This window comes from Citrobacter sp. C1, from assembly GCF_014596895.2.
GTDB lineage: Bacteria > Pseudomonadota > Gammaproteobacteria > Enterobacterales > Enterobacteriaceae > Citrobacter > Citrobacter gillenii.
On record NZ_CP115035.1, the window covers coordinates 4699530 to 4721623 of the forward strand.

Annotated in this window: 20 protein-coding genes; 9 read left to right on the forward strand and 11 right to left on the reverse strand. The window is 52.1% G+C overall.

Features of this window, described 5'->3' with window-relative positions; translation table 11 throughout:
• Positions 1-13: 13 nt before the first annotated feature.
• Both yjbE and pgi read right to left on the reverse strand, forming a co-directional pair.
• Positions 14-256 carry an exopolysaccharide production protein YjbE gene (yjbE, locus tag IB214_RS22505; RefSeq protein WP_096758736.1) on the reverse strand — a complete coding sequence of 81 codons (243 nt, stop codon included), beginning with the start codon at positions 254-256 and terminating at the stop codon, positions 14-16.
• Between the two features lie 469 nt (positions 257-725).
• On the reverse strand, positions 726-2372 hold the full coding sequence (gene pgi / locus IB214_RS22510; protein WP_096758737.1) for a glucose-6-phosphate isomerase: 1647 nt from the start codon (positions 2370-2372) through the stop codon (positions 726-728).
• 404 nt (positions 2373-2776) lie between these two features.
• On the opposite strand from pgi, the gene lysC reads away from it, so the two are divergent.
• Complete coding sequence (gene lysC, locus IB214_RS22515) at positions 2777-4126, forward strand: lysine-sensitive aspartokinase 3 (RefSeq protein ID WP_117343613.1); 1350 nt, start codon at positions 2777-2779, stop codon at positions 4124-4126.
• Positions 4127-4218: 92 nt separating this feature from the next.
• Here lysC and IB214_RS22520 read toward each other — a convergent pair whose 3' ends face one another.
• Together IB214_RS22520 and IB214_RS22525 are read right to left on the reverse strand one after the other, a co-directional pair.
• Positions 4219-5004 (reverse strand): nucleotidyltransferase domain-containing protein, encoded by a 786-nt coding sequence (locus IB214_RS22520; protein ID WP_117343614.1) that lies wholly within the window; start codon positions 5002-5004, stop codon positions 4219-4221.
• Between the two features lie 5 nt (positions 5005-5009).
• Positions 5010-6137 (reverse strand): slipin family protein, encoded by a 1128-nt coding sequence (locus tag IB214_RS22525; protein WP_117343615.1) that lies wholly within the window; start codon positions 6135-6137, stop codon positions 5010-5012.
• Positions 6138-6588: 451 nt separating this feature from the next.
• Here IB214_RS22525 and rtcR point away from each other — a divergent pair, with 451 nt between their 5' ends.
• Positions 6589-8169, forward strand: a complete 1581-nt coding sequence (gene rtcR, locus IB214_RS22530) for an RNA repair transcriptional activator RtcR (RefSeq protein WP_117343616.1) — start codon at positions 6589-6591, stop codon at positions 8167-8169.
• Between the two features lie 104 nt (positions 8170-8273).
• Positions 8274-8546, forward strand: a complete 273-nt coding sequence (locus tag IB214_RS22535) for a DUF3811 domain-containing protein (protein ID WP_096758747.1) — start codon at positions 8274-8276, stop codon at positions 8544-8546.
• Here IB214_RS22535 and rluF read toward each other — a convergent pair.
• From rluF to IB214_RS22555, 4 genes are all read right to left on the reverse strand, one after another.
• A complete protein-coding gene (gene rluF, locus IB214_RS22540; RefSeq protein WP_096758748.1) occupies positions 8543-9418 on the reverse strand; it encodes a 23S rRNA pseudouridine(2604) synthase RluF in 876 nt (291 codons plus the stop codon). The two genes, IB214_RS22535 and rluF, sit on opposite strands and share 4 nt — an antisense overlap.
• A gap of 250 nt (positions 9419-9668) precedes the next feature.
• Complete coding sequence (locus tag IB214_RS22545) at positions 9669-9986, reverse strand: CcdB family protein (protein ID WP_117343617.1); 318 nt, start codon at positions 9984-9986, stop codon at positions 9669-9671.
• A complete protein-coding gene (locus IB214_RS22550; RefSeq protein WP_117343618.1) occupies positions 9986-10279 on the reverse strand; it encodes a type II toxin-antitoxin system CcdA family antitoxin in 294 nt (97 codons plus the stop codon). The genes IB214_RS22545 and IB214_RS22550 overlap by 1 nt, the downstream gene beginning before the upstream one ends.
• Before the next feature lie 96 nt (positions 10280-10375).
• Positions 10376-10741, reverse strand: a complete 366-nt coding sequence (locus tag IB214_RS22555) for a hypothetical protein (protein WP_117343619.1) — start codon at positions 10739-10741, stop codon at positions 10376-10378.
• 131 nt (positions 10742-10872) lie between these two features.
• Between IB214_RS22555 and IB214_RS22560 the strand changes: the two genes are divergently transcribed.
• Both IB214_RS22560 and IB214_RS22565 read left to right on the forward strand, forming a co-directional pair.
• Positions 10873-11046: a hypothetical protein gene (locus IB214_RS22560; RefSeq protein WP_032938222.1), complete on the forward strand. Its 174-nt coding sequence runs from the start codon at positions 10873-10875 to the stop codon at positions 11044-11046.
• Positions 11047-11186: 140 nt separating this feature from the next.
• Entirely contained in the window at positions 11187-11756 is a 570-nt protein-coding gene (locus IB214_RS22565) for an AAA family ATPase (RefSeq protein ID WP_117343620.1), read from the forward strand.
• On the opposite strand, the gene IB214_RS22570 is transcribed toward IB214_RS22565, so the two are convergent.
• The gene (locus tag IB214_RS22570) at positions 11734-12324 is read right to left on the reverse strand and encodes a GrpB family protein (protein WP_223240324.1); all 591 of its coding nucleotides are present in this window, start codon (positions 12322-12324) and stop codon (positions 11734-11736) included. The genes IB214_RS22565 and IB214_RS22570 overlap by 23 nt on opposite strands.
• 59 nt (positions 12325-12383) lie before the next feature.
• Here IB214_RS22570 and IB214_RS22575 point away from each other — a divergent pair, with 59 nt between their 5' ends.
• From IB214_RS22575 to pepE, 3 genes are all read left to right on the forward strand, one after another.
• Positions 12384-12533, forward strand: coding sequence for a hypothetical protein (locus IB214_RS22575; RefSeq protein WP_161959046.1), 150 nt, complete (start codon positions 12384-12386; stop codon positions 12531-12533).
• Positions 12534-12887: 354 nt separating this feature from the next.
• Positions 12888-14309: a hypothetical protein gene (locus IB214_RS22580; protein WP_117343622.1), complete on the forward strand. Its 1422-nt coding sequence runs from the start codon at positions 12888-12890 to the stop codon at positions 14307-14309.
• 407 nt (positions 14310-14716) lie between these two features.
• Entirely contained in the window at positions 14717-15406 is a 690-nt protein-coding gene (pepE, locus tag IB214_RS22585) for a dipeptidase PepE (protein ID WP_117343623.1), read from the forward strand.
• A 128-nt stretch (positions 15407-15534) separates the two neighbouring features.
• On the opposite strand, the gene IB214_RS22590 is transcribed toward pepE, so the two are convergent.
• On the reverse strand, positions 15535-17166 hold the full coding sequence (locus IB214_RS22590; RefSeq protein WP_117343624.1) for a Na/Pi cotransporter family protein: 1632 nt from the start codon (positions 17164-17166) through the stop codon (positions 15535-15537).
• Between the two features lie 152 nt (positions 17167-17318).
• Positions 17319-21002 (reverse strand): methionine synthase, encoded by a 3684-nt coding sequence (gene metH / locus IB214_RS22595; RefSeq protein ID WP_096758757.1) that lies wholly within the window; start codon positions 21000-21002, stop codon positions 17319-17321.
• Positions 21003-21197: 195 nt separating this feature from the next.
• Between metH and iclR the strand changes: the two genes are divergently transcribed.
• On the forward strand, positions 21198-22022 hold the full coding sequence (gene iclR, locus IB214_RS22600; RefSeq protein ID WP_096758758.1) for a glyoxylate bypass operon transcriptional repressor IclR: 825 nt from the start codon (positions 21198-21200) through the stop codon (positions 22020-22022).
• The last annotated feature ends 72 nt before the right edge of the window (positions 22023-22094 follow it).

Consider the following 22094-nt stretch of genomic DNA (forward strand, 5'->3'; position numbering starts at 1 on the left):
CTACGTACCGGAATTACTGGGTACTGGTGGTCGTGGTGGTGGTGGTTCCGGTATTCGAACCATCGCCACCGCCGGTTGCCGCCAGGGCGACCCCCACCGCGGAGCTTACGGTGCTCACGCTGGTTGCGGAGGAACTTCCTGCCGAAACCGACGCGGCTGCCGACCCTGCCGCCTCCCCCACCTGAACGGGGGCAGCATAGACAGAGGTCGTCGCAAGCGCAGATATAGCCAACAGGCCATACAGTACTTTTTTCATCACAATATCCCTTCATTGTATGAATGGAGATTTACCCAAAAGAATTTCGGGCGAGATCGAGTATACACAACCGAAAGTGTGTAAATTACGCCGCGCAGGAATTTAGGATAATTAGAAAAAAGTGGGAGATAATATTATTAAAAAATACACAAATCAATACAAATCAATCACATGGAATAAATACATAAATAATGCAACATCCGTAAAATCTGAAAATCATTGTGTTAAATCTAACGTGGTATAATTATTTTAGGATTAAACTCAATTAAATCCCATGTAATGCGGAAGACAAGATAAATTATCTTATAAAAAAGCCGATAATAATATCGGCTTTTTTTATAAGTAATCAGTAAATTCATTCGAATTGCAGCAAGGCGGCAAGCCCGTTAATCCCCGGGAGCATAGATTACTATGTGACCGGGGTTAACGAACGCAGCCAACACCGCTGCGGTTCGAAGGAAGAAGCTGATTAACGCCAGGACTTATAACGGTTAATCAAACCGTTAGTCGAGCAATCATGGCTGTTGATCTCTTGATCATCGTTCAACTCAGGCAGAATGCGGTTCGCCAGCTGTTTGCCCAGCTCTACGCCCCACTGGTCGAAGGTGAAGATGTTCAGGATAACGCCCTGAGTAAAGATTTTATGCTCATACAGCGCAATCAACGCACCCAGGCTGTACGGAGTGATTTCGCGCAGCAGGATAGAGTTCGTAGGACGGTTGCCTTCGAATACTTTGAACGGCACAACGTGGTCCAGCGTCGCCGGATCTTTACCCTGGTCGCGGTATTCTTGTTCAACCACTTCACGAGACTTGCCAAACGCCAGCGCTTCGGTCTGGGCGAAGAAGTTAGACAGCAGCTTCGGATGGTGGTCAGACAGCGGGTTATGCGTGATAGCCGGAGCGATGAAATCGCACGGCACCATTTTGGTCCCCTGGTGGATCAGCTGATAGAACGCATGCTGACCGTTGGTCCCCGGCTCACCCCAGATGATTGGGCCAGTCTGGTAATCCACCGCATTGCCGTTACGGTCAACGTATTTACCGTTGGATTCCATGTTGCCCTGCTGGAAGTAGGCCGCAAAACGATGCATATACTGGTCGTACGGCAGAATGGCTTCGGTTTCGGCACCATAGAAGTTGTTGTACCAGATACCGATCAGCGCCAGCAGTACCGGCAGGTTTTTCTCCGCTGGGGTGGTGGAGAAATGTTTATCCATGGCGTGCGCGCCGGACAGCAGTTCAACGAAGTTGTCGTAGCCCACGGACAGGATGATCGACAGACCAATCGCTGACCACAGGGAATAACGACCGCCAACCCAGTCCCAGAACTCGAACATGTTGGCCGTATCGATACCGAACTCACCGACTGCTTTCGCATTGGTGGACAGCGCCGCGAAGTGTTTTGCCACGTGTTTTTCATCACCGGCGGTCGCCAGGAACCAGTCGCGCGCGCTATGGGCGTTGGTCATGGTTTCCTGGGTGGTGAAGGTTTTAGAGGCGACCAGGAACAGCGTGGTTTCCGGATTCACTTTCTTCAGTACTTCGGCGATGTGCGTACCATCGACGTTTGACACAAAGTGCATATTCAGGTGATTTTTGTACGGACGCAGCGCTTCGGTCACCATGAACGGACCGAGGTCGGAGCCACCGATACCGATGTTCACCACATCCGTAATCGCTTTGCCGGTGTAGCCTTTCCAACTGCCGGAGATAATCGCTTCAGAGAAGGATTTCATCTTCTCCAGCACCGCATTCACTTCCGGCATCACATCTTTGCCGTCCACGATGATCGGGGTATTGCTACGGTTGCGCAGCGCCACATGCAGCACTGCACGATCTTCCGTACGGTTGATCTTCTCACCGGAGAACATGGACTTGATAGCACCGCTCAGGTCGGTCTCTTTTGCCAGGTCCTGCAGTTTCGCCAGCGTTTCTTCGGTGATGCGGTTTTTGGAAAAATCCACCAGCATCAAATCGTCAAACGTTGCGGAAAACTTGGCGAAACGATCGCTATCTTTCGCGAACAAGTCCGCGATCGTAACGTCTTTCATCTCTTCAAAGTGTTTTTGTAGTGCCTGCCAGGCTGAGGTCTGCGTTGGATTGATGTTTTTCATTAGCAATACTCTTCTGATTTTGAGAATTGTGACTGAGATCGATTGTAACGCCAGTCACAGAAAAGTGTGATTGTTTTAGTGCCGTTGTCCTGGCGTCCATCAAACAGGGGTAATTATAAGCTCGGTTACTCAGGGCTACAGCAGCATGAAAAATCCGCATAATCCCAGCATTGACAGTACAGGCCATGCCTTTTATTTATATACATAAAGTCATTCGATATGCGTCAAGGCGGCAAACCTGCTCGCCACAGGAGCTTACTGAAGTAAGTGACTGTGGTGAGCAGGTGCAGCCAACGAAGAGGCAGATTGAAGGACGAAATGTAATACGGTATTTGCGCCTGCACCGGTTTCCGTTCTGCCTTTGTGCCATGGTCGCTCTATTCATTCCCTGACACGAGGTAGTTATGACTGATGTAGTTGTCTCCAAGTTTGGCGGTACCAGCGTCGCGGATTTCGACGCCATGAACCGCAGCGCTGATGTGGTGCTTTCCGATGCTAACGTCCGTTTAGTGGTGCTTTCCGCTTCAGCGGGTATTACTAACCTGCTGGTCGCTTTGGCTGAAGGGCTGGAGGCAACTGAACGCTTCGAGAAACTCGACGCTATTCGTCAGATCCAGTTCGATATTCTGGAGCGTTTGCGTTATCCAAACGTGATCCGCGAAGAGATCGAACGTCTGCTGGAAAATATCACCACGCTGGCGGAAGCGGCTTCGCTGGCGACCTCAACCGCGCTGACTGACGAACTGGTCAGCCACGGTGAACTGATGTCCACCCTGCTGTTTGTCGAAATCCTGCGCGAGCGTAACGTTCAGGCGCAGTGGTTTGACGTGCGTAAAGTGATGCGTACCAACGATCGTTTTGGTCGCGCAGAACCAGATGTCGTGGCGCTGTCTGAACTGGCCACGCTGCAGCTGGCACCGCGCCTTGAAGAAGGTCTGGTGATCACCCAGGGCTTTATCGGCAGCGAAAGCAAAGGCCGCACTACCACGCTGGGGCGCGGCGGCAGCGACTATACCGCCGCCTTGCTGGCAGAAGCCCTGCACGCCACGCGCGTCGATATCTGGACCGATGTACCGGGCATTTACACGACCGACCCGCGCGTGGTGCCAGCCGCAAAACGCATTGATGAAATTGCCTTTGAAGAGGCCGCAGAACTGGCGACCTTCGGCGCAAAAGTCCTGCACCCGGCGACGCTGCTCCCTGCCGTACGTAGCGATATTCCGGTGTTTGTCGGCTCCAGCAAAGACCCCAAAGCGGGCGGTACGCTGGTGTGTAATAAAACCGAGAATCCACCGCTATTCCGTGCCCTGGCGCTGCGTCGCAAGCAAACGCTGCTGACGCTGCATAGCCTGAATATGCTGCATTCTCGCGGGTTTTTAGCGGAAGTGTTCGGCATCCTGGCGCGCCACAATATCTCGGTGGATTTGATAACAACCTCAGAAGTCAGCGTCGCACTGACGCTGGATACCACCGGTTCAACGTCCACCGGCGATACGCTGCTCACGCAATCCCTGCTGATGGAGCTGTCCGCGCTGTGCCGGGTCGAAGTAGAAGAAGGTCTGGCATTGGTCGCCCTGATCGGGAACGACCTGTCTAAAGCCTGCGGCGTGGGAAAAGAGGTGTTCGGCGTGCTGGAACCGTTCAACATCCGCATGATTTGCTACGGCGCATCCAGCCATAATCTGTGCTTCCTGGTGCCGGGCAGCGAAGCCGAGCAGGTCGTACAGAAACTGCATCATAATTTGTTTGAGTAATACCAGCCGGATGGCGGATGCGGCGAAACGCCTTATCGGGTCTACGGTGAATTCGTAGGCCCGATAAGAGGCAATACCATCGGGCAACACAGTCATGACATCACTGTCTCATATAACAGTCGGTCCAGTTCCCTGACATCGCCTTCCCGGCTATCCGGTAACACCGGTGGCGTTTCGCCTCGCGCCAGCTCCTCGCGGATAAACGCATGCAGCAGTGGGCGACGCAGTCCATATTCCGCTTCCCCTACCCGCTGCTTGCGTTCCAGCAGGTCGTCTATCTCCTGACGCAGCGGCGCATCCAGCTCGCTCCCCGCCAACAGTTCGGCAAAGCGCATGGGTGGCACGCCTTTTCCCGCTTCGACCCAACGCACGGCCAGCAACGGACGCAGCACGTAGAAGTATTTTTTTAGTCGCACTTCATTGCCTTGCAGATAGCCACGGAAGTTTTTTCGCGCCATCGAATAGTAGTGCCAGCGGGCACGCACAGGCGAAAACCATTTTGGCACCAGCGCTTTCAACGCAGACACCGTCGCGTCATCCTGCTGATAAACCACCGGCGAATCCAGCCACTCGATAAGCGTCGGGTTAGCCCCTTTCAGCAGACCCAAAGCTTTACGCCACTCCCAGCCGCACACGTCCAGTTCATCGTCTATGGGCAGTTCAATAACATCACGCGGCGCTTCCACCCGCAGATACCATTCTGGCGGATGAACGTACAAAAATCGCACATCGTAATCACTGTCCGGAGAGGCGAATCCCCAGCCACGGCTGCCGGATTCACAGGCGTACAGCACCTTCACGCCATAGCGCTGTTCCACCTTTTTTAGCTGGCGCACTACCCGTTCGCGCATCGCGGCGTTCACTCCGTTATTGCTCATTTTACTTATCCTTTTATATTCACCAGACCGTGCAGAACCTGGTCCAGACCACCAAATACCGAGATTTTATCGATACGCTCCGCCACTCTCTCGAGGGTTTCCAGCTCTTTTAAACGCAGCGCCACCGGGTTGTTTTCCATCACTTTCGCTGTGTTCAACAACGAGCGCGTGGCGGCCGTTTCTTCACGTCGACGAATGACGTTGGCCTGCGCCGATTTTTCGGCCTCCACCAGCTGCGACAGGATGGTTTTCATATCGCCTGGCAGCACGATATCTTTCACGCCCAGCGAAGCGACCTCAATGCCAAACGGCGTCATGCGGGTTTTCACCTGTGTACTGACCACGTCGTCAATCACCTGTTTATCTTCCAGCAGTTCATCCAGAGTTCGGGTACCAACCGCCTCACGCAGCGCAAACTGCAGCTCGCGATACAAGTGATCCAGCGGTTTTGTCAGCTGGCCAAACGCCTGTAACACGCCGCTGTAGCGCCAGTTCGCCGCCAGATTCAGACGCAGGTTAACCTTATCTTTGGTCAGGATCTCCTGCCCGCCGACCTCCAGAACCTGCAAGCGGGTATCAACGACTTCCGCTTCCACCAGATGATTCACCTTCCAGTACGCACTCAGACCCGGCGGCAACAGCGCCTGCGTCTCACCATCAATTTTCAGCACACCGACGTGCCAGGCCGGAACCTGCACCGTTAAGATCGCGTCACGACCTTTTACCGCACCGCTACGGCGTGGCTGTAACACGGCATTCATCACGTCCGTTGGGACCTGAACCTGACCCGTATCCATGCGTACCAACGTTAACGCCTCCTCGGCTCGCCAGTACAGACGACGGGTTGAAGGCGGTAAAATTTCCTGCAAGACGCCGTTCACATACAGCGCACCGGCTTCGGTCTCGGTTAAATCTGCCGCCACACAGTACTGTTCCACCCACGCAGGCTGGAAGCGACGCAGGTACTCTGCCAACGCCTCAGGAACATCGCTGCCATCGGCATTTACCACCAGAACATCCGGTGTGTTAAACCACGGCAAACGGTGTTCACCTGCATCCAGCACCTTGTAGTAGTCACCCTGGCGGGATAACAGACCAAGCTGGCCTTTACGAATAGTGATTTTCTTCATCATTTTTTATTCCTTATTGTGAGTCAGGCGCGGGTGCAGGGGCGAAGCGGCAGGGGAATTCCCTTTTGCCTGTCGCACAGCGTCATTACCGGCAGCCTGTTTTGGGCGGTGCTGACTGCGCACGAACCCGTTTTATTTCTATGATTAACAACCAGTTTTCATTTGGAGGATGAAATTGGGAATCGAACCCACTTGGTGGTCATCGGCTGACGGAACACCCCGGGAAAACAGCCTGTGCCGTTCCTGACGTGCCGGCGGGGTTTAATCCCCTGCGTTTTCAGCGTTGTTGACGTATCAGGTATTGCCAGAAGCGTGCCAGAAAGAAAAATCATCAAATTTATTTTTTATTGCTTTGATTAATATAGTTTTTATTTTTAACACTCAGATTAATGATTGCCGTTGCGCAGAGATTTTTTTATCTTTCAATATCGATATTTATCTTTATGGATAAAGCATGAAAAAACGGCGGGTGGTGATTGGCGTTCTGGGCACGGTGCTGGATAAGCGCGGTAAACGGGCGAATCGGTTTAAGAAATGGCGCCCTACGGTTGGACTGTGCCAGCAGGCTGATTTCCCCATCGACAGACTGGAACTGCTCCACCAGCCGCGCGACGAAAGCATGGCACAGCGGCTGATTGAAGATGTCGCCCTGCTCTCTCCTCATACCGAGGTGCGCCCGCATGCGGTGACCATTAACGACCCGTGGGATTTTGAGGAGGTTTACGCCGCGTTCCTCGACTTCGCCACCCACTACACATTTGATACTGAAAACGAAGAGTATCTGGTGCATATCACCACCGGCACACACGTGGCGCAGATTTGTTGGTTCCTGCTGACGGAGGCGCGCTATCTGCCGGCCAGCCTTTTGCAATCCAGCCCGGCACCGCGAGGTTCATCTGATGAGGCCGTCGCCGCAGGCGTCTGCTCGGTTATCGATCTCGATTTAAGCCGCTATACCACGCTGACCAGCCGCTTTCAGCGTGAGCAGCAGCAATCGGTCTCCTTCCTGAAAGCCGGTATTGATACCCGTAATGCCACGTTTAATACGCTCATCGACCGTATTGAGCGCGTGGCGCTGCGCTCGACCGATCCGATTCTACTGACAGGTCCCACCGGCGCGGGGAAATCGTTCCTCGCCAAACGGATTTTTCAGCTACGCCAGTCACGCCATCTGGTGGCCGGTAAACTGGTAGCGGTTAACTGCGCCACCCTGCGCGGTGACAACGCAATGTCGACATTATTCGGACACGTCAAAGGCGCGTTTACCGGCGCACTTACGCCACGCACCGGTCTGTTGCGCGAGGCTGACGGTGGGGTGTTATTTCTCGATGAGATTGCCGAACTGGGGCTGGACGAGCAGGCTATGCTGCTGAAAGCGATTGAAGAAAAAACCTTTTTTCCGTTTGGTGGCGACAAAGAGGTGCACAGCGATTTCCAGTTGATTGCCGGGACGCATCGCGATATGCAGCAGTGGGTGGCAGAAGGTCGTTTTCGCGAAGATCTCTACGCGCGCATCAATATGTGGCGCTTTGCCCTGCCCGGTCTGGCGCAGCGGCGGGAAGATATCGCACCCAACGTGGAGTATGAGCTCCAGCGCTTTTCCAGCCTCAAACAGGCGCAGACTCGCTTTGATAAAGAAGCGCGCGAGCGCTATCTGGCTTTCGCCTGTTCACCAAAGGCGCTATGGCGCGGCAACTTTCGCGAGCTGAGTTCATCCGTTGCACGCATGGCGACGCTGGCCGAACAGGGGCGCATCACGCTCGCGCTGGTCGAAGAGGAGATCGCGTTATTGCAGGAAAGCTGGCAGCTCAACGATTTACAGCCGGAATTCGATCTGGACATTGATCTGTTTGATAAGCGTCAGTTAGAAACGGTGATCGACGTCTGCCGACGCAGCGCCTCGTTGTCTGAAGCGGGCCGCGAGCTGTTTGCCGTTTCCAGGCTGAAGAAAGCCAATCCTAACGACGCCGACCGCCTGCGCAAATATCTGGCCCGTTTTGGGCTGAGCTGGGAAAACGTCCGTAGCCAATCATAAAATTAAAAAAAGTACCGGGTGACGCATGCTTACCCGGTCTGGATGCTATCAGCCAGCCCAGGATTACCGTACACTGGGTTAATCGGCAAACTGAGGGCAACCGTATGGCACTCCCCCGCATTACCCAAAAAGAGATGACCGAGCGCGAACAGCGCGAACTGAAAACGCTGCTCGACCGCGCGCGTATTGCACACGGTCGACTGCTAACCAACGCGGAAACCAACAGCATTAAGAAAGAGTACATCGATAAGCTGATGCTGCAGCGCGAAGCTGAGGCTAAAAAAGCCCGCCAGTTGAAGAAAAAGCAGGCTTATAAACCGGATGCGGAATCCTCGTTTTCCTGGTCAGCGAATACGCCAACGCGCGGCAGACGTTAACGCCCTTTCTTCTTACGCCCCGGCTGAACAAAACGTTTACCGTTGGATGCCGGGCGCGCTTTCTCTTTCTCAGCAGCTTTTTCGATTTTCACCACCGGGCGCTTAATGCCTGCGGTTTTTGGCTTCGCTTTCGGCTTCGGTTTCGCTTCCGAGGAAGAGTTTTCAATAAGCTTGAACAGATCGATCAGCTCATCATCGGTCAGGTCACGCCATTCACCTAGCGGCAAACCAGACAAGCCGATGTTCATGATCCGCGTACGTTCAAGTTTTACCACTTCATAGCCAAAGTGTTCGCACATCCGACGGATCTGACGGTTCAGGCCCTGCACCAGGGTGATACGGAAGACAAACGGTGCCTCTTTCCTGACCTTACATTTCTTGGTGACGGTACCGAGAATGGGTACGCCCGCCCCCATGCCACGAATAAAGTCATCGGTTACGGGTTTATCGACCGTCACCAGGTACTCTTTCTCATGATCGTTACCGGCACGCAGGATTTTATTCACCAGGTCGCCGTGGTTAGTGAGAAAGATCAGCCCCTGGGAATCTTTGTCCAGACGACCAATCGGGAACACGCGCTTACTGTGGTTAACAAAATCAACGATGTTATCGCGCTCACCATCTTCAGTGGTGCTGACAATACCGACCGGTTTGTTCAGCGCGATAAAAACCAGATCTTCCGCTTCACGCGGCTCAATCAACCGACCGTTCACTTTCACGACGTCGCCAGGCATCACCTGATCGCCAATGGTGGCGCGTTTGCCATTCAGGAAGACATTCCCTTGTTCGATAAAGCGATCCGCTTCGCGACGCGAGCAGATTCCGCTTTCACTGATGTATTTGTTTAATCGGATGGATGAGTCGGGCAGCATAATTTCTCCTGTATACACTTCATCCTTCAAGCTGTTTCTGCGTTGGCTGCTCTCACTCCCCCAGGTCACATAGCAATCTATGCTCCCAGGGATTCGCTCCCTTGCCGCCTTGATACAGCTTGAATGATCTTGTGTATTAAAAGCGAAATATACCCTACCTTGCGGGGGATAAAAATAATCGTGAACGCCAGTCCCGACACTATTTGCGATCTGTCACGCCTTTCAACATAATCAGCCCCGTCATGGCGCTCTAATAACCGTTAAGCAGGAAATCAATTGCATCTCGAAGTTCAGCCCTGTTTGCGGTCAGGTCTCCCACACAATGACCCATATTCTTCACAGGTATGCCTGTCATCATGTGCATCATCACCACATAAGCTTGCCCACCAATACTAACAACAGGACAAATTTTAGCTGGCGGTACTTCGTCGGGGAACTGACTGAGCGCTATAACGGGTGCAACCAGTACATGCCGCAAAACAGCGGCCACCGGATGCTGTAAGCTAATTAAAAACGGATAAACACTTTTTCCACTTCCAGTGTTCTCATAAGCGCAATACTGCTCCATCAGAATGTCCTTTGAAAATCACTGAACGAACCGTTTTCTTCCACCCATTGATTTAATACTTCTATCGATTTTTTATTATCCCGCAACCATTCTTCGCGTTTGTTCTCACGAAATTTTTCGATTAGGGCTTCGGTTAAAACAGCTGACAGATTGATTTTAAGCTTACGTGCCTCCTCCAGTATCTCTGGAGCCAGAGAGACATTAACTGATTTTTTTACCTTAGATACAGTGCGCATGATAACCCCCATAGTAATGCGCATGACGTACCTAAGGTTAGCGTAATAAGCGAGCATTTTCTATTCCCCGACCAGCAAATCATCATGTCACAGTAGGGTGGTTGCACAGACCTGTCACGCCCCGAAGAAGAAGTCTGCGAGGCGCTTTCCAGATTAGTTTAGGGGATCGCGAGCAAACAGCTGCTGGTCCGCTTTCGCTTCCAGCTGTGCCAGTGCAGGAATCAACTGGCTGATGTTCACCAGACTGTGTCCTAACTGACATACGCTTTCATACGCAAAATGTTCCTGACCTTCACCCGCCATAGTCAGCAGGCTTTCGCCCATAAAATTCAGCGTCTGGTACAACCCTGCCAGCGCCTCTTCGCAGCCAAACGATAGCACCAGATTTTCTTCGGTGGTGAGATGGCTACAATCAAGATGGCGGAACGCCTCGGCAAGAGGAAAATGAAGCAGGTCAGCCTGCGAAACAGGAGAAAAAGACGCGGAACAGGCGTTAGTGGTACTATTAGCATCAGCCATAGCATTACCTCGTATAATGTTGTGGTGAGAAGCTCGGTATGTGTTCGCGCACTGCCGGGCTTCGTTGTTTCTGTAAGACAATTGACTTACACTTGTCTTACGACCATCAATGTAAGTCAGGTGTCAGACACATGTCAACAGTAGAGTTTAAAAAGAAAGGTAACAAACAAATCGCTTTACGTGTCGAACCGGAACTGGAAGCAGGGATCCAGAAAGCACTTTCAATGGATGGTGATGCTTCAATATCCGCATGGATTAAGCGCATTATCAGGAAAGAGCTGAAGCAGAAAGGGATTGAAGTGTAAGTGGCAGTGCTTGGTATCGTTTTTCTGTAGGTCTGTTTAGAGCGATGAGCCGACATGCAATTCAGAATAAGATGTAGTTATTCAAACCATCACAGGTATATCGCTGCTTCATCGCATCAATAAACATTCAGGAAAGGTCAATGTCTTCAGTTTTACAACATCGTTTCATTCTTACAGGTGGCCCAGGATCAGGCAAAAGCACGATAATTGATACGATGATAAAACGAAGATTTTGGTGTTCTAAAGAAGCTGGAAGAGGTGTGATTCAAGACCAGGTTAACATCGGCGGCGATGCATTACCGTGGGCTAACCAGAGTGCATTTGCAGAACTGATGCTATCTTGGGAAATGCGTTCGTGGCATGAAGCGGAAGGGCAAACACAACCCTGCTTCTTCGACCGTGGTGTTCCTGATGTTGTGGGTTATTTACGTTTTTCTGAGCTTACCATACCGAGGCATCTGGAAAACGCTATCGAGAAATTTCGCTATAACCGAATCGTATTTATTGCACCCCCGTGGCGTGACATATATGTACAGGACACAGAGCGCAAACAATCTTTCGATGTTGCCATCGCGACATATCACGCCATGGTGAAAACATATCGTATGTATGACTATCAGTTGATTGAATTACCATGTAATTCAGTAGAGGAACGTGTGGATTTCATCCTTTCCAGGATAGAGCATATCAAATATAGCCTAAATGTTTAAAAATTCTCTGATAGATATCGTGTACCACTTTACTTTTATTTTCATGATATTTTTGAATGTTAAAGCTGCAACCTTTGATTGCCTCAAATTTGGTATCAGCATAAAGTTTGCAGTCTTTTTCTGACTGTCTAAGCCAATCTCGGAAAAGCAAATGCCGAGCTGTTTCAGGGGTGTCTTGAGTAAAAATATGTAGGTTAACTCTAGGATTTTCATGATGAAAAAGACGATGACCATGAAAGCGAGGTTCACGAACAATTAGTCTATACCCAAGGTTTTCAAGCGCTAACAAATATATTTCTTCATCCGCGGCATCGGCAACCGTCACGTCAATATCAATAACGGGTTTAGCTGCCAGGCCAGGTACTGCCGTAGAACCCACATGATCAATTTTTAGTAGATTCGACCCTAATTTATGCTTAATTTTAGATTCCAGTGCTGAATATATTTCCGGCCACGAGGGATCATAAGCAACGACCGCAATATTCTCAATCGGCGGTACACCATTAACAAAGTAGCTATCCTGAGGATTGATGACATAATGCTCCATCATCTCTTTTTTGCTAACCATGAACTGATATCCATAGATCATTCAAATTATGAACGATAGTGTACAGGAGATGGGGTTGGATGTCTCTCAAACGTCGGCTCCTGGCACAAGAGGACAAGTTAACTGAGCTGAAGGTCCGCTGTGAGCGAGGAGCAGACATCTTTGCCTATAAAGGGCTGCATGCTTTAAAGGCCATTGGTCATCCACAGTATTTTGGCTACATCATCTAACCAGTCTGAAAGGTGTTCCCTATACCAGTTGAGATATGAAGGAAATGCTGTGTTTTTGCCGCTCATCAAGTAGCACAATAACTTCAGGGCCTAACTCACATGCCAGAGGTACTCTAAAGGAGAATGGTATGTTCATGAAGGATACTTAAATTCCCATCCACAATTTAATTCTCCCTCAGTTGTACATCAAGATGAGTACGGCACATCTCAATAAAAACTATGTTTTACAGTATGTTGGGCACCATCAACCCGACAACGGCTGATATTTTTGAATAAGGCTCCTAAAGAGTGATATGTATATGCCGATAATCAAGTAAATATGTTGTCTATTGCCTGAAATCGGATATATACCTCATGAATGAGAAAAATGTTGTCGGAACAACCGCTGGAATAATTGGCAGCTCTGAAAATTACGCAGACAATGTAATCTTGGGGGCAACCAGAGGCCATGGATTTGCTGCTGAAAAAGCAAATCACCTTAAGGACGTGATGTCAGGAAAAAATGCAAAGATTGTTGGCGGTGACAATGTCAAAAATGGTGCTGACAGACTGGTGGATGGCATTCACATACAAACAAAATACTGTAATTCAGGCTCAAAATGTATCAGTGAATGTTTTGAAGATGGAACTTTCCGCTACTTAAACACTGATGGTACCCCTATGCAAATAGAAGTGCCGTCAGATAAATATGATGATGCGGTGCGGGCAATGGAGAATAGAATAAAAAATGGTCAAGTGCCAGGTATAACAGATCCAGAATCAGCGAAAGATATTGTCAGGAAAGGTTCATTCACATATGAACAAGTAAGGAATATTGCTAAATTTGGTACTATTGAAAGCTTAACTTATGATGCAATAAACGGCATTAAGTTGGCTGGTACAGCAATGGGAATCTCTGCGGCTGTTTCATTCGCTGTCGCTTTATGGAATGGCGAAGACTGGGATAAAGCTCTTGAATCGTCTTGCTATGCTGGTTTAAAAGTGGGTGGTATAGCTTGGGTTAGTAGCATCATTACTGCTCAACTTGGCAGAACAGGTATAGAACAAAGTTTGCGTGGCGCTACAGATTGGATCGTTCAGCAAATGGGGCCTAAAGCTGCCGCATGGATTGCAAATGGTTTACGATCAGGTAATGCTATATATGGTGCCGCCGCGATGAACCACGTTAGCAAACTTTTGCGCGGGAATATTGTCACAGGCGTTGTCACCACTCTGGTTATATCCTCCGTAGATTTTGTTCGAATGTTTCAGGGCCGATGCTCAGGCGCTCAATTATTCAAGAATGTTACTACTACCGCATCTGGAGTTGCTGGCGGAACAGGCGGCTGGATGGCAGGTGCTGCTGGAGGAGCCGCATTGGGTTCACTTATTCCTTTCGTTGGCACGGCTGCAGGCGGAATAATCGGGGGGTTATTAGGTGCGTTTGCCGGTGGTACGGCTGCAAATGCTGCGGTTTCAGCTATTCTCGATGAGTTTATTGAGGACGATGCTAAAGAAATGCTTAAAATAGTTGAAGAAGTATTTGGTGAACTTGCTTTTAATTATCTGCTAAGTGAGCAAGAGGCAAAGTCAGTTATTGATGACTTTAAAGGGAAGGACGTGCCAGATTTTTTGCGAGATATGTATGCATCTTCTGACCGCCCGTCGTTTGCAGAAAATGAATTTGAACCAATGATTATAAATATCGCTAAGAATAGGAGCATTATTTCTCTACCTACTGATGCTCAACTATTACAAAAAACCGCAAAAATCATAGATACCCTCGTAGCAGCTTAATTATCCAATGTGTATTAGCTCAGGTAAGAGCTAATACACCACATTACGCCTTATTATTCCTGAACGGAATATCAACCCATTAGTAGTAATCAATTTTTTTTGCCTCATTAGATTTGAGGCTCGGACCACGAATCAACTGAAAGCAATCTTTGGTGGCAGAGCCCACCTAACCTGCTCCCTGTTGATTAACATAGGCTGAAACTAGCAACGTCTGCTTCTGGCACAAAGCAGCCCCTCTTCCCTGTTATCGTTTCCCGAACCAACCGTAGCATTCTAGAAAATGACACCGTCTTGCGAGGCGCATTCCAGAACCTCACTTCCAACATCGTGAGCCATATCAGTGAGGCGTTATACTGACGGTGGTAACATGACCGCGGTTTGTAATTTTTTGATTACATGGAGAAATGATGGAACTGCTTTTATTGAGTAACTCGACGCTGCCGGGCAAAGCCTGGATGGAACACGCGCTACCGCTGATTGCTGAGCAACTGAACGGTCGCCGTACTGCGGTGTTTATCCCGTTTGCTGGCGTGACGCAAACCTGGGATGAGTACACGGCGAAAACGGCCGCCGTCTTTGCTCCCATGGGCGTCGACGTCACGGGTATTCATACCGTTGCCGATCCGGTGGCGGCAATTGAAAATGCAGACGTGGTGATTGTCGGTGGTGGTAACACCTTCCAGTTGCTGAAAGAGAGCCGCCAACGCGGGCTGCTGGCGCCGATTGTTGACGTGGTCAAACGCGGCGCGCTGTACATTGGCTGGAGTGCAGGTTCCAACCTCGCCTGCCCAACCATCCGTACCACTAACGACATGCCGATTGTCGATCCAAAAGGCTTTGATGCCCTGGGCCTGTTCCCACTGCAGATTAACCCGCACTTCACCAACGCGTTGCCGGAAGGCCACAAAGGCGAAACGCGTGAACAGCGTATTCGCGAGCTGCTTGTGGTTGCGCCAGAGCTGACGGTAATTGGTCTGCCAGAAGGCAACTGGATCAAGGTGAGCGATGGTCAGGCGGTTCTTGGCGGCCCGAACACCACATATATCTTTAAAGCGGGTGAAGACGCGGTTGCCGTTGAAGCAGGCCACTGCTTTTAGTGGATTTGTTGTCTGATGCCGGATGGCGGTTACGCCTTATCCGGCCTACAAGATTGACGACAAAATTGACGGTTATCCGTAGGCCCGGTAAGCGTAAGCGCCACCGGGCAACATTTCACCAGTCCTCGTTAGTAATCATCCCGTTCGTCGTCTTCATCCGGTTGCTCCAGCACGCTGTAGGCAACGGAGCAAAACAATGAGTTCAGACGCTGCATGTCGCCTAACAGCGCGAGGTGCAGGGAACTGGTTTCGATGCTCTGCACGTTTTGCTGATGCAGGCGATCGACGTGTGCGTGCGAATAACGACGGTTAAGAATACGAAAACGGTGTTTGCTGCGACGCAGTCGACGGGCGCTGGTCACGTCGCCAGAGAAGAACACTGACATCGCCAGCTTCAGGTTGCTGAGCAGCTGATCGTAGAGCGCATCCAGCTCTTTCAGACCTTCCAGAGAAAAGGCCCGACGCGCGGCCAGCGACTTATCGGCAATCTCGCTCCCCATGCGTTCGACGATATCGGAGGCCTGCTCCAGGTTGAGCGACATCTCGATAATCTCCGCCCAGCGCTTAGACTCCTCTTCCGCCAGCTCATCTTTTGGCATCCGCGCCAGGTAAAGTTTGATCGCGGTGTACAGCACGTTGATATCGTCGGCCATCCTGCGCAGCTCTTTTTCCTCGCGCGGCTCACCGTGCATCACCCGCTTCAGCCCTTCCATCATCTGCTCCATGGCGTCACCAATACGCAGGGCTTCGCGAGCCGCATTCGCCAGTGCGAGCGTAGGGGTATCGAGTGCGCTGACGTCCAGATGCTTGGGCTTCAGATGGCCGTCCAATTCCGGCTCATCGCGGATAATACGTTTGCAAAAGCGCGCCATCGGCTCGGCGAACGGCACCATCGCCACGCAGCGCACCAGGTTGTAGAAGACGTGGAAGTAGATAACCAGTTCGGATTTTGGCAGCGGCAGTTCATCCATCAGATTCGCCAGCGGATGCACAAACGGCAGAATAATCAGACTGCCCACCAGCTTAAACAACAGGCTGCCGAGCGCCACGCGGCGGGCGGCAGCGTTGGCGGCACTGTTATTGAGCATCGCCAGCAGGCCGGAGCCGAGGTTCGCACCAATCACCAGACACAGCGCTACCGGGAACGAAATAATACCCGCGGCTGTCAGCGTTGCCGTCAGCAGGACCGCCGCCAGGCTGGAGTAACTGATAATCGCGAACATGGCACCAATCAGCGCATCGAGCATGATATCGCCGGTGAGCGAGGCAAAAATGACCTGCACCCCGTTGGCCTGAGTGATCGGCGTGACCGCCTGCACAATCAGCTCCAGCGCCAGTAAAATGAGCCCCAGCCCGATGCCTACGCGCCCCAGTTGCCCAACGCGGGACTGCTTACGTCCGAGGAAGAAAACAACGCCAATGAAAATCAGCAGCGGCGACAGCCACGAGAGGTCAAAGGTCAGGATACGCGCCATCAGCGCGGTCCCGACGTCAGCGCCAAGCACAATCACCAGCGCAGGCGTCAGCGCCACCAGATCCTGGGCGACAAACGACGTCACCAGCATGGTGGTGGCGTTACTGCTTTGCACCAGAGCAGTAACGCCAATGCCCGCGCAAAAGGCGAGCGGCTTCTTTTCAACGCTACGGCTGAGCACGGTACGCAGGCGTGCGCCAAAGACGCGCATCACGCCGGTACGCACGATATGGGTACCCCAAACCAGCATCGCCACAGCAGAAAGCAGGTGTAACAGAGTTAGCACGGAATCAGGTTCTCCTTATCGTTATATGCTCCTGAGGCTCATGACACCAACGCGCACAAGTTCCCTTCAGTATAAGGGTTTAAACGTAATAAAGAGACAGGGCACTCATTGAGCGCCCTGTTTGTTGTAAAGAAAGATAACAGTTTTGTGAATCAGTCGGCGTCGTAGCCTAAGTTAGGCGCTAACCAGCGCTCAACTTCTGCCACGCTCATGCCTTTACGGAAGGCATAATCTTCAACCTGATCGCGTTGAATTTGTGCGACGGCGTAGTACTTACTGTCCGGATGACTGAAGTACCAACCGGAAACAGATGCACCAGGCCACATGGCGAAGGATTCTGTGAGTTTCATACCGGTGTGCGTTTCTACATCCAGCAGCTCCCAGATAGTCGCCTTCTCGGTGTGCTCAGGGCACGCCGGATAGCCCGGAGCCGGACGAATACCTTGATAGTTCTCGCGGATCAGTTCGTCATTACTGAGGTTCTCGTTCGCCGCATATCCCCAGTAAACTTTACGCACCCGTTCATGCAGATATTCAGCGAAGGCTTCCGCCAGACGATCGGCAATCGCTTTCACCATGATTTTATTGTAATCATCATGCTGTGCGTCAAACGCGTCAGCCAGCGTGTCTTCTTCCAGGCCGCCGGTGACGGCGAAAGCGCCAATGTAATCCGCTTTACCGGAGGTTTTCGGTGCCACAAAGTCAGACAGGCAGTAGTTAGCAAAACCAACCTTCTCCGTCTGCTGACGCAGATGGTGGCTGACGGTCAGGACGTGCGTCCGCGTTTCATCCCGGTAGATCTCAATGTCATCACCTACGCGGTTAGCCGGGAACAGGCCAACGACACCACGTGGGTTCAGGGTTTTCTCGGCGCTCAATTTATCCAACATGTCGTTGGCATCTTTGAACAGGCGTTTAGCCTCTTCACCCACCACCTCATCTTCCAGAATGCGCGGATATTTCCCGGCCAGTGACCAGGTCATAAAGAACGGTGTCCAGTCGATGTAGTTGCGCAGCGTTTCAATGCTGGCTTCAACTTCCTGCACGCCCAGGCGGTGCGCCACCGGCGGGGTATAGTTTTCCCAGTCGAAGGCCAGGTCGTTATCACGCGCGGCTTCCAGCGTCACCGGCGGGGTACGCGGTTTTTTACGCGCATGCTGAATACGCACAGTTTCGTACTCTTTACGCGTGCGGGCGACAAAATCATCGTGCTGGGTATCAGACAGCAACGCAGCCACCACGCCGACGGTGCGCGAGGCATTCTGCACATAGACCGTCGGGCCGCTGTAGTTCTGCTCGATTTTCACCGCCGTGTGCGCTTTTGAGGTGGTCGCGCCGCCAATCAGCAGCGGAATAGTAAAGCCCTGGCGCTCCATCTCTTTCGCCACGTTAACCATTTCGTCCAGCGACGGGGTGATCAGTCCGGAAAGACCAATCAGGTCAGCATTCACTTCGCGTGCGGTGCGCAGGATTTTCTCTGCCGGCACCATCACGCCAAGATCGATAATTTCGTAGTTGTTACACTGCAGCACCACGCCAACGATGTTTTTACCGATGTCGTGCACGTCGCCCTTGACGGTGGCGATCACCATCTTGCCGTTGCTGGAGCCTTTCTCTTTGCTGGCTTCAATGTACGGTTCAAGGTAGGCCACCGCCTGCTTCATCACGCGAGCAGACTTCACCACCTGCGGCAGGAACATTTTACCGTCGCTGAACAGGTCACCAACCACGTTCATGCCGTCCATCAGCGGCCCTTCGATAACCTCAATCGGGCGCGCGGCCTGCTGACGGGCTTCTTCGGTATCCTGCTCGATAAACTCGGTAATGCCTTTCACCAGCGAGTATTCCAGGCGTTTTTTCACGTCCCAGCTGCGCCATTCTGCCAGTTGCGTATTAGCTGTTTCGTCAGTTTTGCTGCCGCGATATTTCTCTGCCAGCTCCAGCAGGCGTTCGGTACCGTCATCGCGGCGGTTGAGGATCACGTCTTCAACCGCATCGCGCAGTTCGGCAGGCAGATCGTCATAAATCGCCAGCTGACCAGCGTTCACAATGCCCATGTCCATGCCGTTGCGAATGGCGTAGTACAGGAACACTGCGTGGATCGCTTCGCGCACCGGGTCATTGCCACGGAACGAGAACGACACGTTGGAGACACCACCGGAGATTAGCGCATGCGGTAGTTCGCGTTTGATGTCCTCACAGGCACCGATAAAGTCCTGCGCGTAGTTGTTGTGCTCTTCGATGCCGGTCGCGACGGCAAAGATATTCGGGTCAAAGATAATGTCTTCCGGCGGGAAACCCACTTCTTCGGTGAGAATTTTGTACGCCCGGCGGCAAATCTCAATTTTACGCGCGCGGGTGTCGGCCTGGCCTTGTTCATCAAAGGCCATCACCACCACGGCAGCACCGTAGCGACGGACCAGTTTGGCATGGTGGATAAACGGCTCAACGCCCTCTTTCATCGAGATGGAGTTAACGATGCCCTTACCCTGAATGCACTTCAGCCCTTTTTCAATGACGTCCCATTTCGAGGAGTCGATCATGATCGGTACGCGAGCAATATCCGGTTCACCGGCGATCAGGTTGAGGAAACGCACCATCGCCGCTTCGGCGTCAAGCATCCCCTCATCCATGTTGATATCGATAATCTGCGCGCCGCTTTCCACCTGCTGGCGAGCAACATCCAGCGCTTCGCTGTATTTTTCTTCTTTAATCAGTCGCTTAAATTTGGCAGAGCCGGTGACGTTAGTACGTTCACCGACGTTAACAAACAGGCTGTCATCACCAATGTTCAGCGGCTCAAGGCCTGAAAGACGGCAGGCAACCGGCAGTTCCGGCAGTTGACGCGGCGGTAAACCTTCAACCGCACGGCTCATGGCGGCAATATGTTCCGGCGTGGTGCCGCAGCAGCCGCCGACGATGTTCAGGAAACCCGCTTCAGCCCATTCGCGGATTTGCTTCGCCATGGTGTCAGCGTCGAGATCGTATTCGCCGAAGGCATTTGGCAAACCGGCATTCGGGTGCGCGGTGACATAGCAGTCGGCAATCCGCGACAGTTCCTGTACGTACTGGCGCAGCTCGTCCGGGCCTAACGCACAGTTGAGGCCGAAGGTCAGCGCGTCAGCATGGCGCAGTGCGTTATAGAAGGCTTCGGTGGTCTGCCCGGAGAGCGTACGCCCGGAAGCGTCGGTGATGGTGCCGGAGATCATAATCGGCAGCTCAACGCCCAGGGCTTCAAATTCGGTTTTTACCGCAAAAATAGCGGCTTTGGCATTAAGCGTGTCAAAAACGGTTTCGATCAGGATCAGGTCGCTACCGCCTTCCACCAGCGCTTTAGTGGATTCACGGTACGCGGCCACCAGCTGATCAAAAGTAATATTGCGGTAGGCGGGATCGTTGACGTCCGGTGAGATAGACGCGGTGCGGTTAGTCGGACCGAGAACACCCGCGACATAGCGCGGTTTATCCGGCGTACGCGCTGTCCATTCGTCGGCGCAGGCGCGCGCCAGTTTTGCCGCGGTGAAGTTGATTTCCGCCGACAGGGATTCCATCTGGTAATCCGCCATGGCGATAGTCGTCGAGTTGAAGGTGTTGGTTTCAATGATATCCGCGCCCGCTTCAAAGTAGGCGTGATGAATCGCGGTGATAACCTCCGGCTTGCTCAGCACCAACAGGTCGTTGTTGCCTTTCAGATCGCTCGGCCAGTCGGCAAAGCGTTGGCCGCGGAAATCGTCTTCACTCAAACGATAACCCTGGATCATGGTGCCCATACCGCCATCCAGCACCAGAATACGTTCTTTTAACTGCTGACGTAATTGTTCAACTTTGCTGCTCACACTCACTCCCGACAACGCTCAACCAGACCGAAAAAAGGCCAACAAAGCATACTGGCATAAACCAGTGAGGTGGAAAAGCAAACAACGACCAACATGAGACATGTTCAGCTTCACTCATCCGATCAGTACAGGAACTCTTGCATTATAATTGAATAAAACGAAAATGATTTCCACGATACAGAAAAGGAGTCTGCCATGGTTGCCACTGTCCCCGCGAAACGCGGTAGAAAACCCGCCGCCACAACTACGCCTGCAACCGGGCAGGTTCAGTCTTTGACCCGAGGTCTGAAGCTGCTGGAATGGATTGCGGAATCCAACGGCAGCGTAGCGCTGACCGAGCTGGCGCAGCAGGCCGGTCTGCCCAATTCCACCACGCACCGTTTGTTGACCACCATGCAGCAGCAGGGTTTTGTGCGTCAGGTGGGTGACTTAGGACACTGGGCCGTGGGCGCCCATGCGTTTATCGTCGGCAGTAGCTTCCTGCAAAGCCGCAACCTGCTGGCAATCGTCCACCCTATTCTGCGTAAGCTGATGGAAGACTCCGGTGAAACAGTGAACCTGGCGGTGCTGGACCACAGCGACCATCAGGCGATTATCATCGATCAGGTACAGTGCACACAGCTGATGAGAATGTCTGCCCCTATCGGTGGCAAACTGCCGATGCACGCCTCTGGCGCGGGGAAAGCGTTCCTGGCGCAACTCAGCGAAGAACAGGTTACCAGCCTGCTGCACCGCAAAGGCCTGCACGCGTATACCCACGCCACGCTTGTCTCGCCGGTGCATCTGAAAGAAGATCTCGCCCAGACCCGTAAGCGCGGTTATTCGTTTGATGATGAAGAACATGCGCTGGGCCTGCGCTGTGTGGCGTCATGCATTTACGACGAACATCGCGAACCGTTCGCCGCCATTTCGATCTCCGGCCCGATCTCCCGCATTACCGACGACCGCGTCACCGAGTTCGGTGCGATGGCAATCAAAGCGGCCAAAGAGGTCACACTGGCATACGGTGGGATTCGTTAAGATGGGACTTCCGGGTGGCAGCTACGCCTGGCCCGGCCTGCTATCCAAGGTTGGGATGATTTGTAGGTCTGA

What these genes read in the sequence shown, in the direction of transcription:
- IB214_RS22570 (WP_223240324.1), bottom strand. Translation starts at nt 12,324, where the DNA reads ATGGTTAGCAAAAAAGAGATGATGGAGCATTATGTCATCAATCCTCAG.
- lysC (WP_117343613.1), top strand. Translation starts at nt 2,777, where the DNA reads ATGACTGATGTAGTTGTCTCCAAGTTTGGCGGTACCAGCGTCGCGGAT.
- pepE (WP_117343623.1), top strand. Translation starts at nt 14,717, where the DNA reads ATGGAACTGCTTTTATTGAGTAACTCGACGCTGCCGGGCAAAGCCTGG.
- pgi (WP_096758737.1), bottom strand. Translation starts at nt 2,372, where the DNA reads ATGAAAAACATCAATCCAACGCAGACCTCAGCCTGGCAGGCACTACAA.
- yjbE (WP_096758736.1), bottom strand. Translation starts at nt 256, where the DNA reads ATGAAAAAAGTACTGTATGGCCTGTTGGCTATATCTGCGCTTGCGACG.
- IB214_RS22580 (WP_117343622.1), top strand. Translation starts at nt 12,888, where the DNA reads ATGAATGAGAAAAATGTTGTCGGAACAACCGCTGGAATAATTGGCAGC.
- IB214_RS22565 (WP_117343620.1), top strand. Translation starts at nt 11,187, where the DNA reads ATGTCTTCAGTTTTACAACATCGTTTCATTCTTACAGGTGGCCCAGGA.
- IB214_RS22560 (WP_032938222.1), top strand. Translation starts at nt 10,873, where the DNA reads ATGTCAACAGTAGAGTTTAAAAAGAAAGGTAACAAACAAATCGCTTTA.
- IB214_RS22525 (WP_117343615.1), bottom strand. Translation starts at nt 6,137, where the DNA reads ATGATGAAGAAAATCACTATTCGTAAAGGCCAGCTTGGTCTGTTATCC.
- IB214_RS22535 (WP_096758747.1), top strand. Translation starts at nt 8,274, where the DNA reads ATGGCACTCCCCCGCATTACCCAAAAAGAGATGACCGAGCGCGAACAG.
- rluF (WP_096758748.1), bottom strand. Translation starts at nt 9,418, where the DNA reads ATGCTGCCCGACTCATCCATCCGATTAAACAAATACATCAGTGAAAGC.
- IB214_RS22545 (WP_117343617.1), bottom strand. Translation starts at nt 9,986, where the DNA reads ATGGAGCAGTATTGCGCTTATGAGAACACTGGAAGTGGAAAAAGTGTT.
- iclR (WP_096758758.1), top strand. Translation starts at nt 21,198, where the DNA reads ATGGTTGCCACTGTCCCCGCGAAACGCGGTAGAAAACCCGCCGCCACA.
- rtcR (WP_117343616.1), top strand. Translation starts at nt 6,589, where the DNA reads ATGAAAAAACGGCGGGTGGTGATTGGCGTTCTGGGCACGGTGCTGGAT.
- IB214_RS22555 (WP_117343619.1), bottom strand. Translation starts at nt 10,741, where the DNA reads ATGGCTGATGCTAATAGTACCACTAACGCCTGTTCCGCGTCTTTTTCT.
- IB214_RS22575 (WP_161959046.1), top strand. Translation starts at nt 12,384, where the DNA reads ATGTCTCTCAAACGTCGGCTCCTGGCACAAGAGGACAAGTTAACTGAG.
- IB214_RS22550 (WP_117343618.1), bottom strand. Translation starts at nt 10,279, where the DNA reads ATGCTCGCTTATTACGCTAACCTTAGGTACGTCATGCGCATTACTATG.
- IB214_RS22520 (WP_117343614.1), bottom strand. Translation starts at nt 5,004, where the DNA reads ATGAGCAATAACGGAGTGAACGCCGCGATGCGCGAACGGGTAGTGCGC.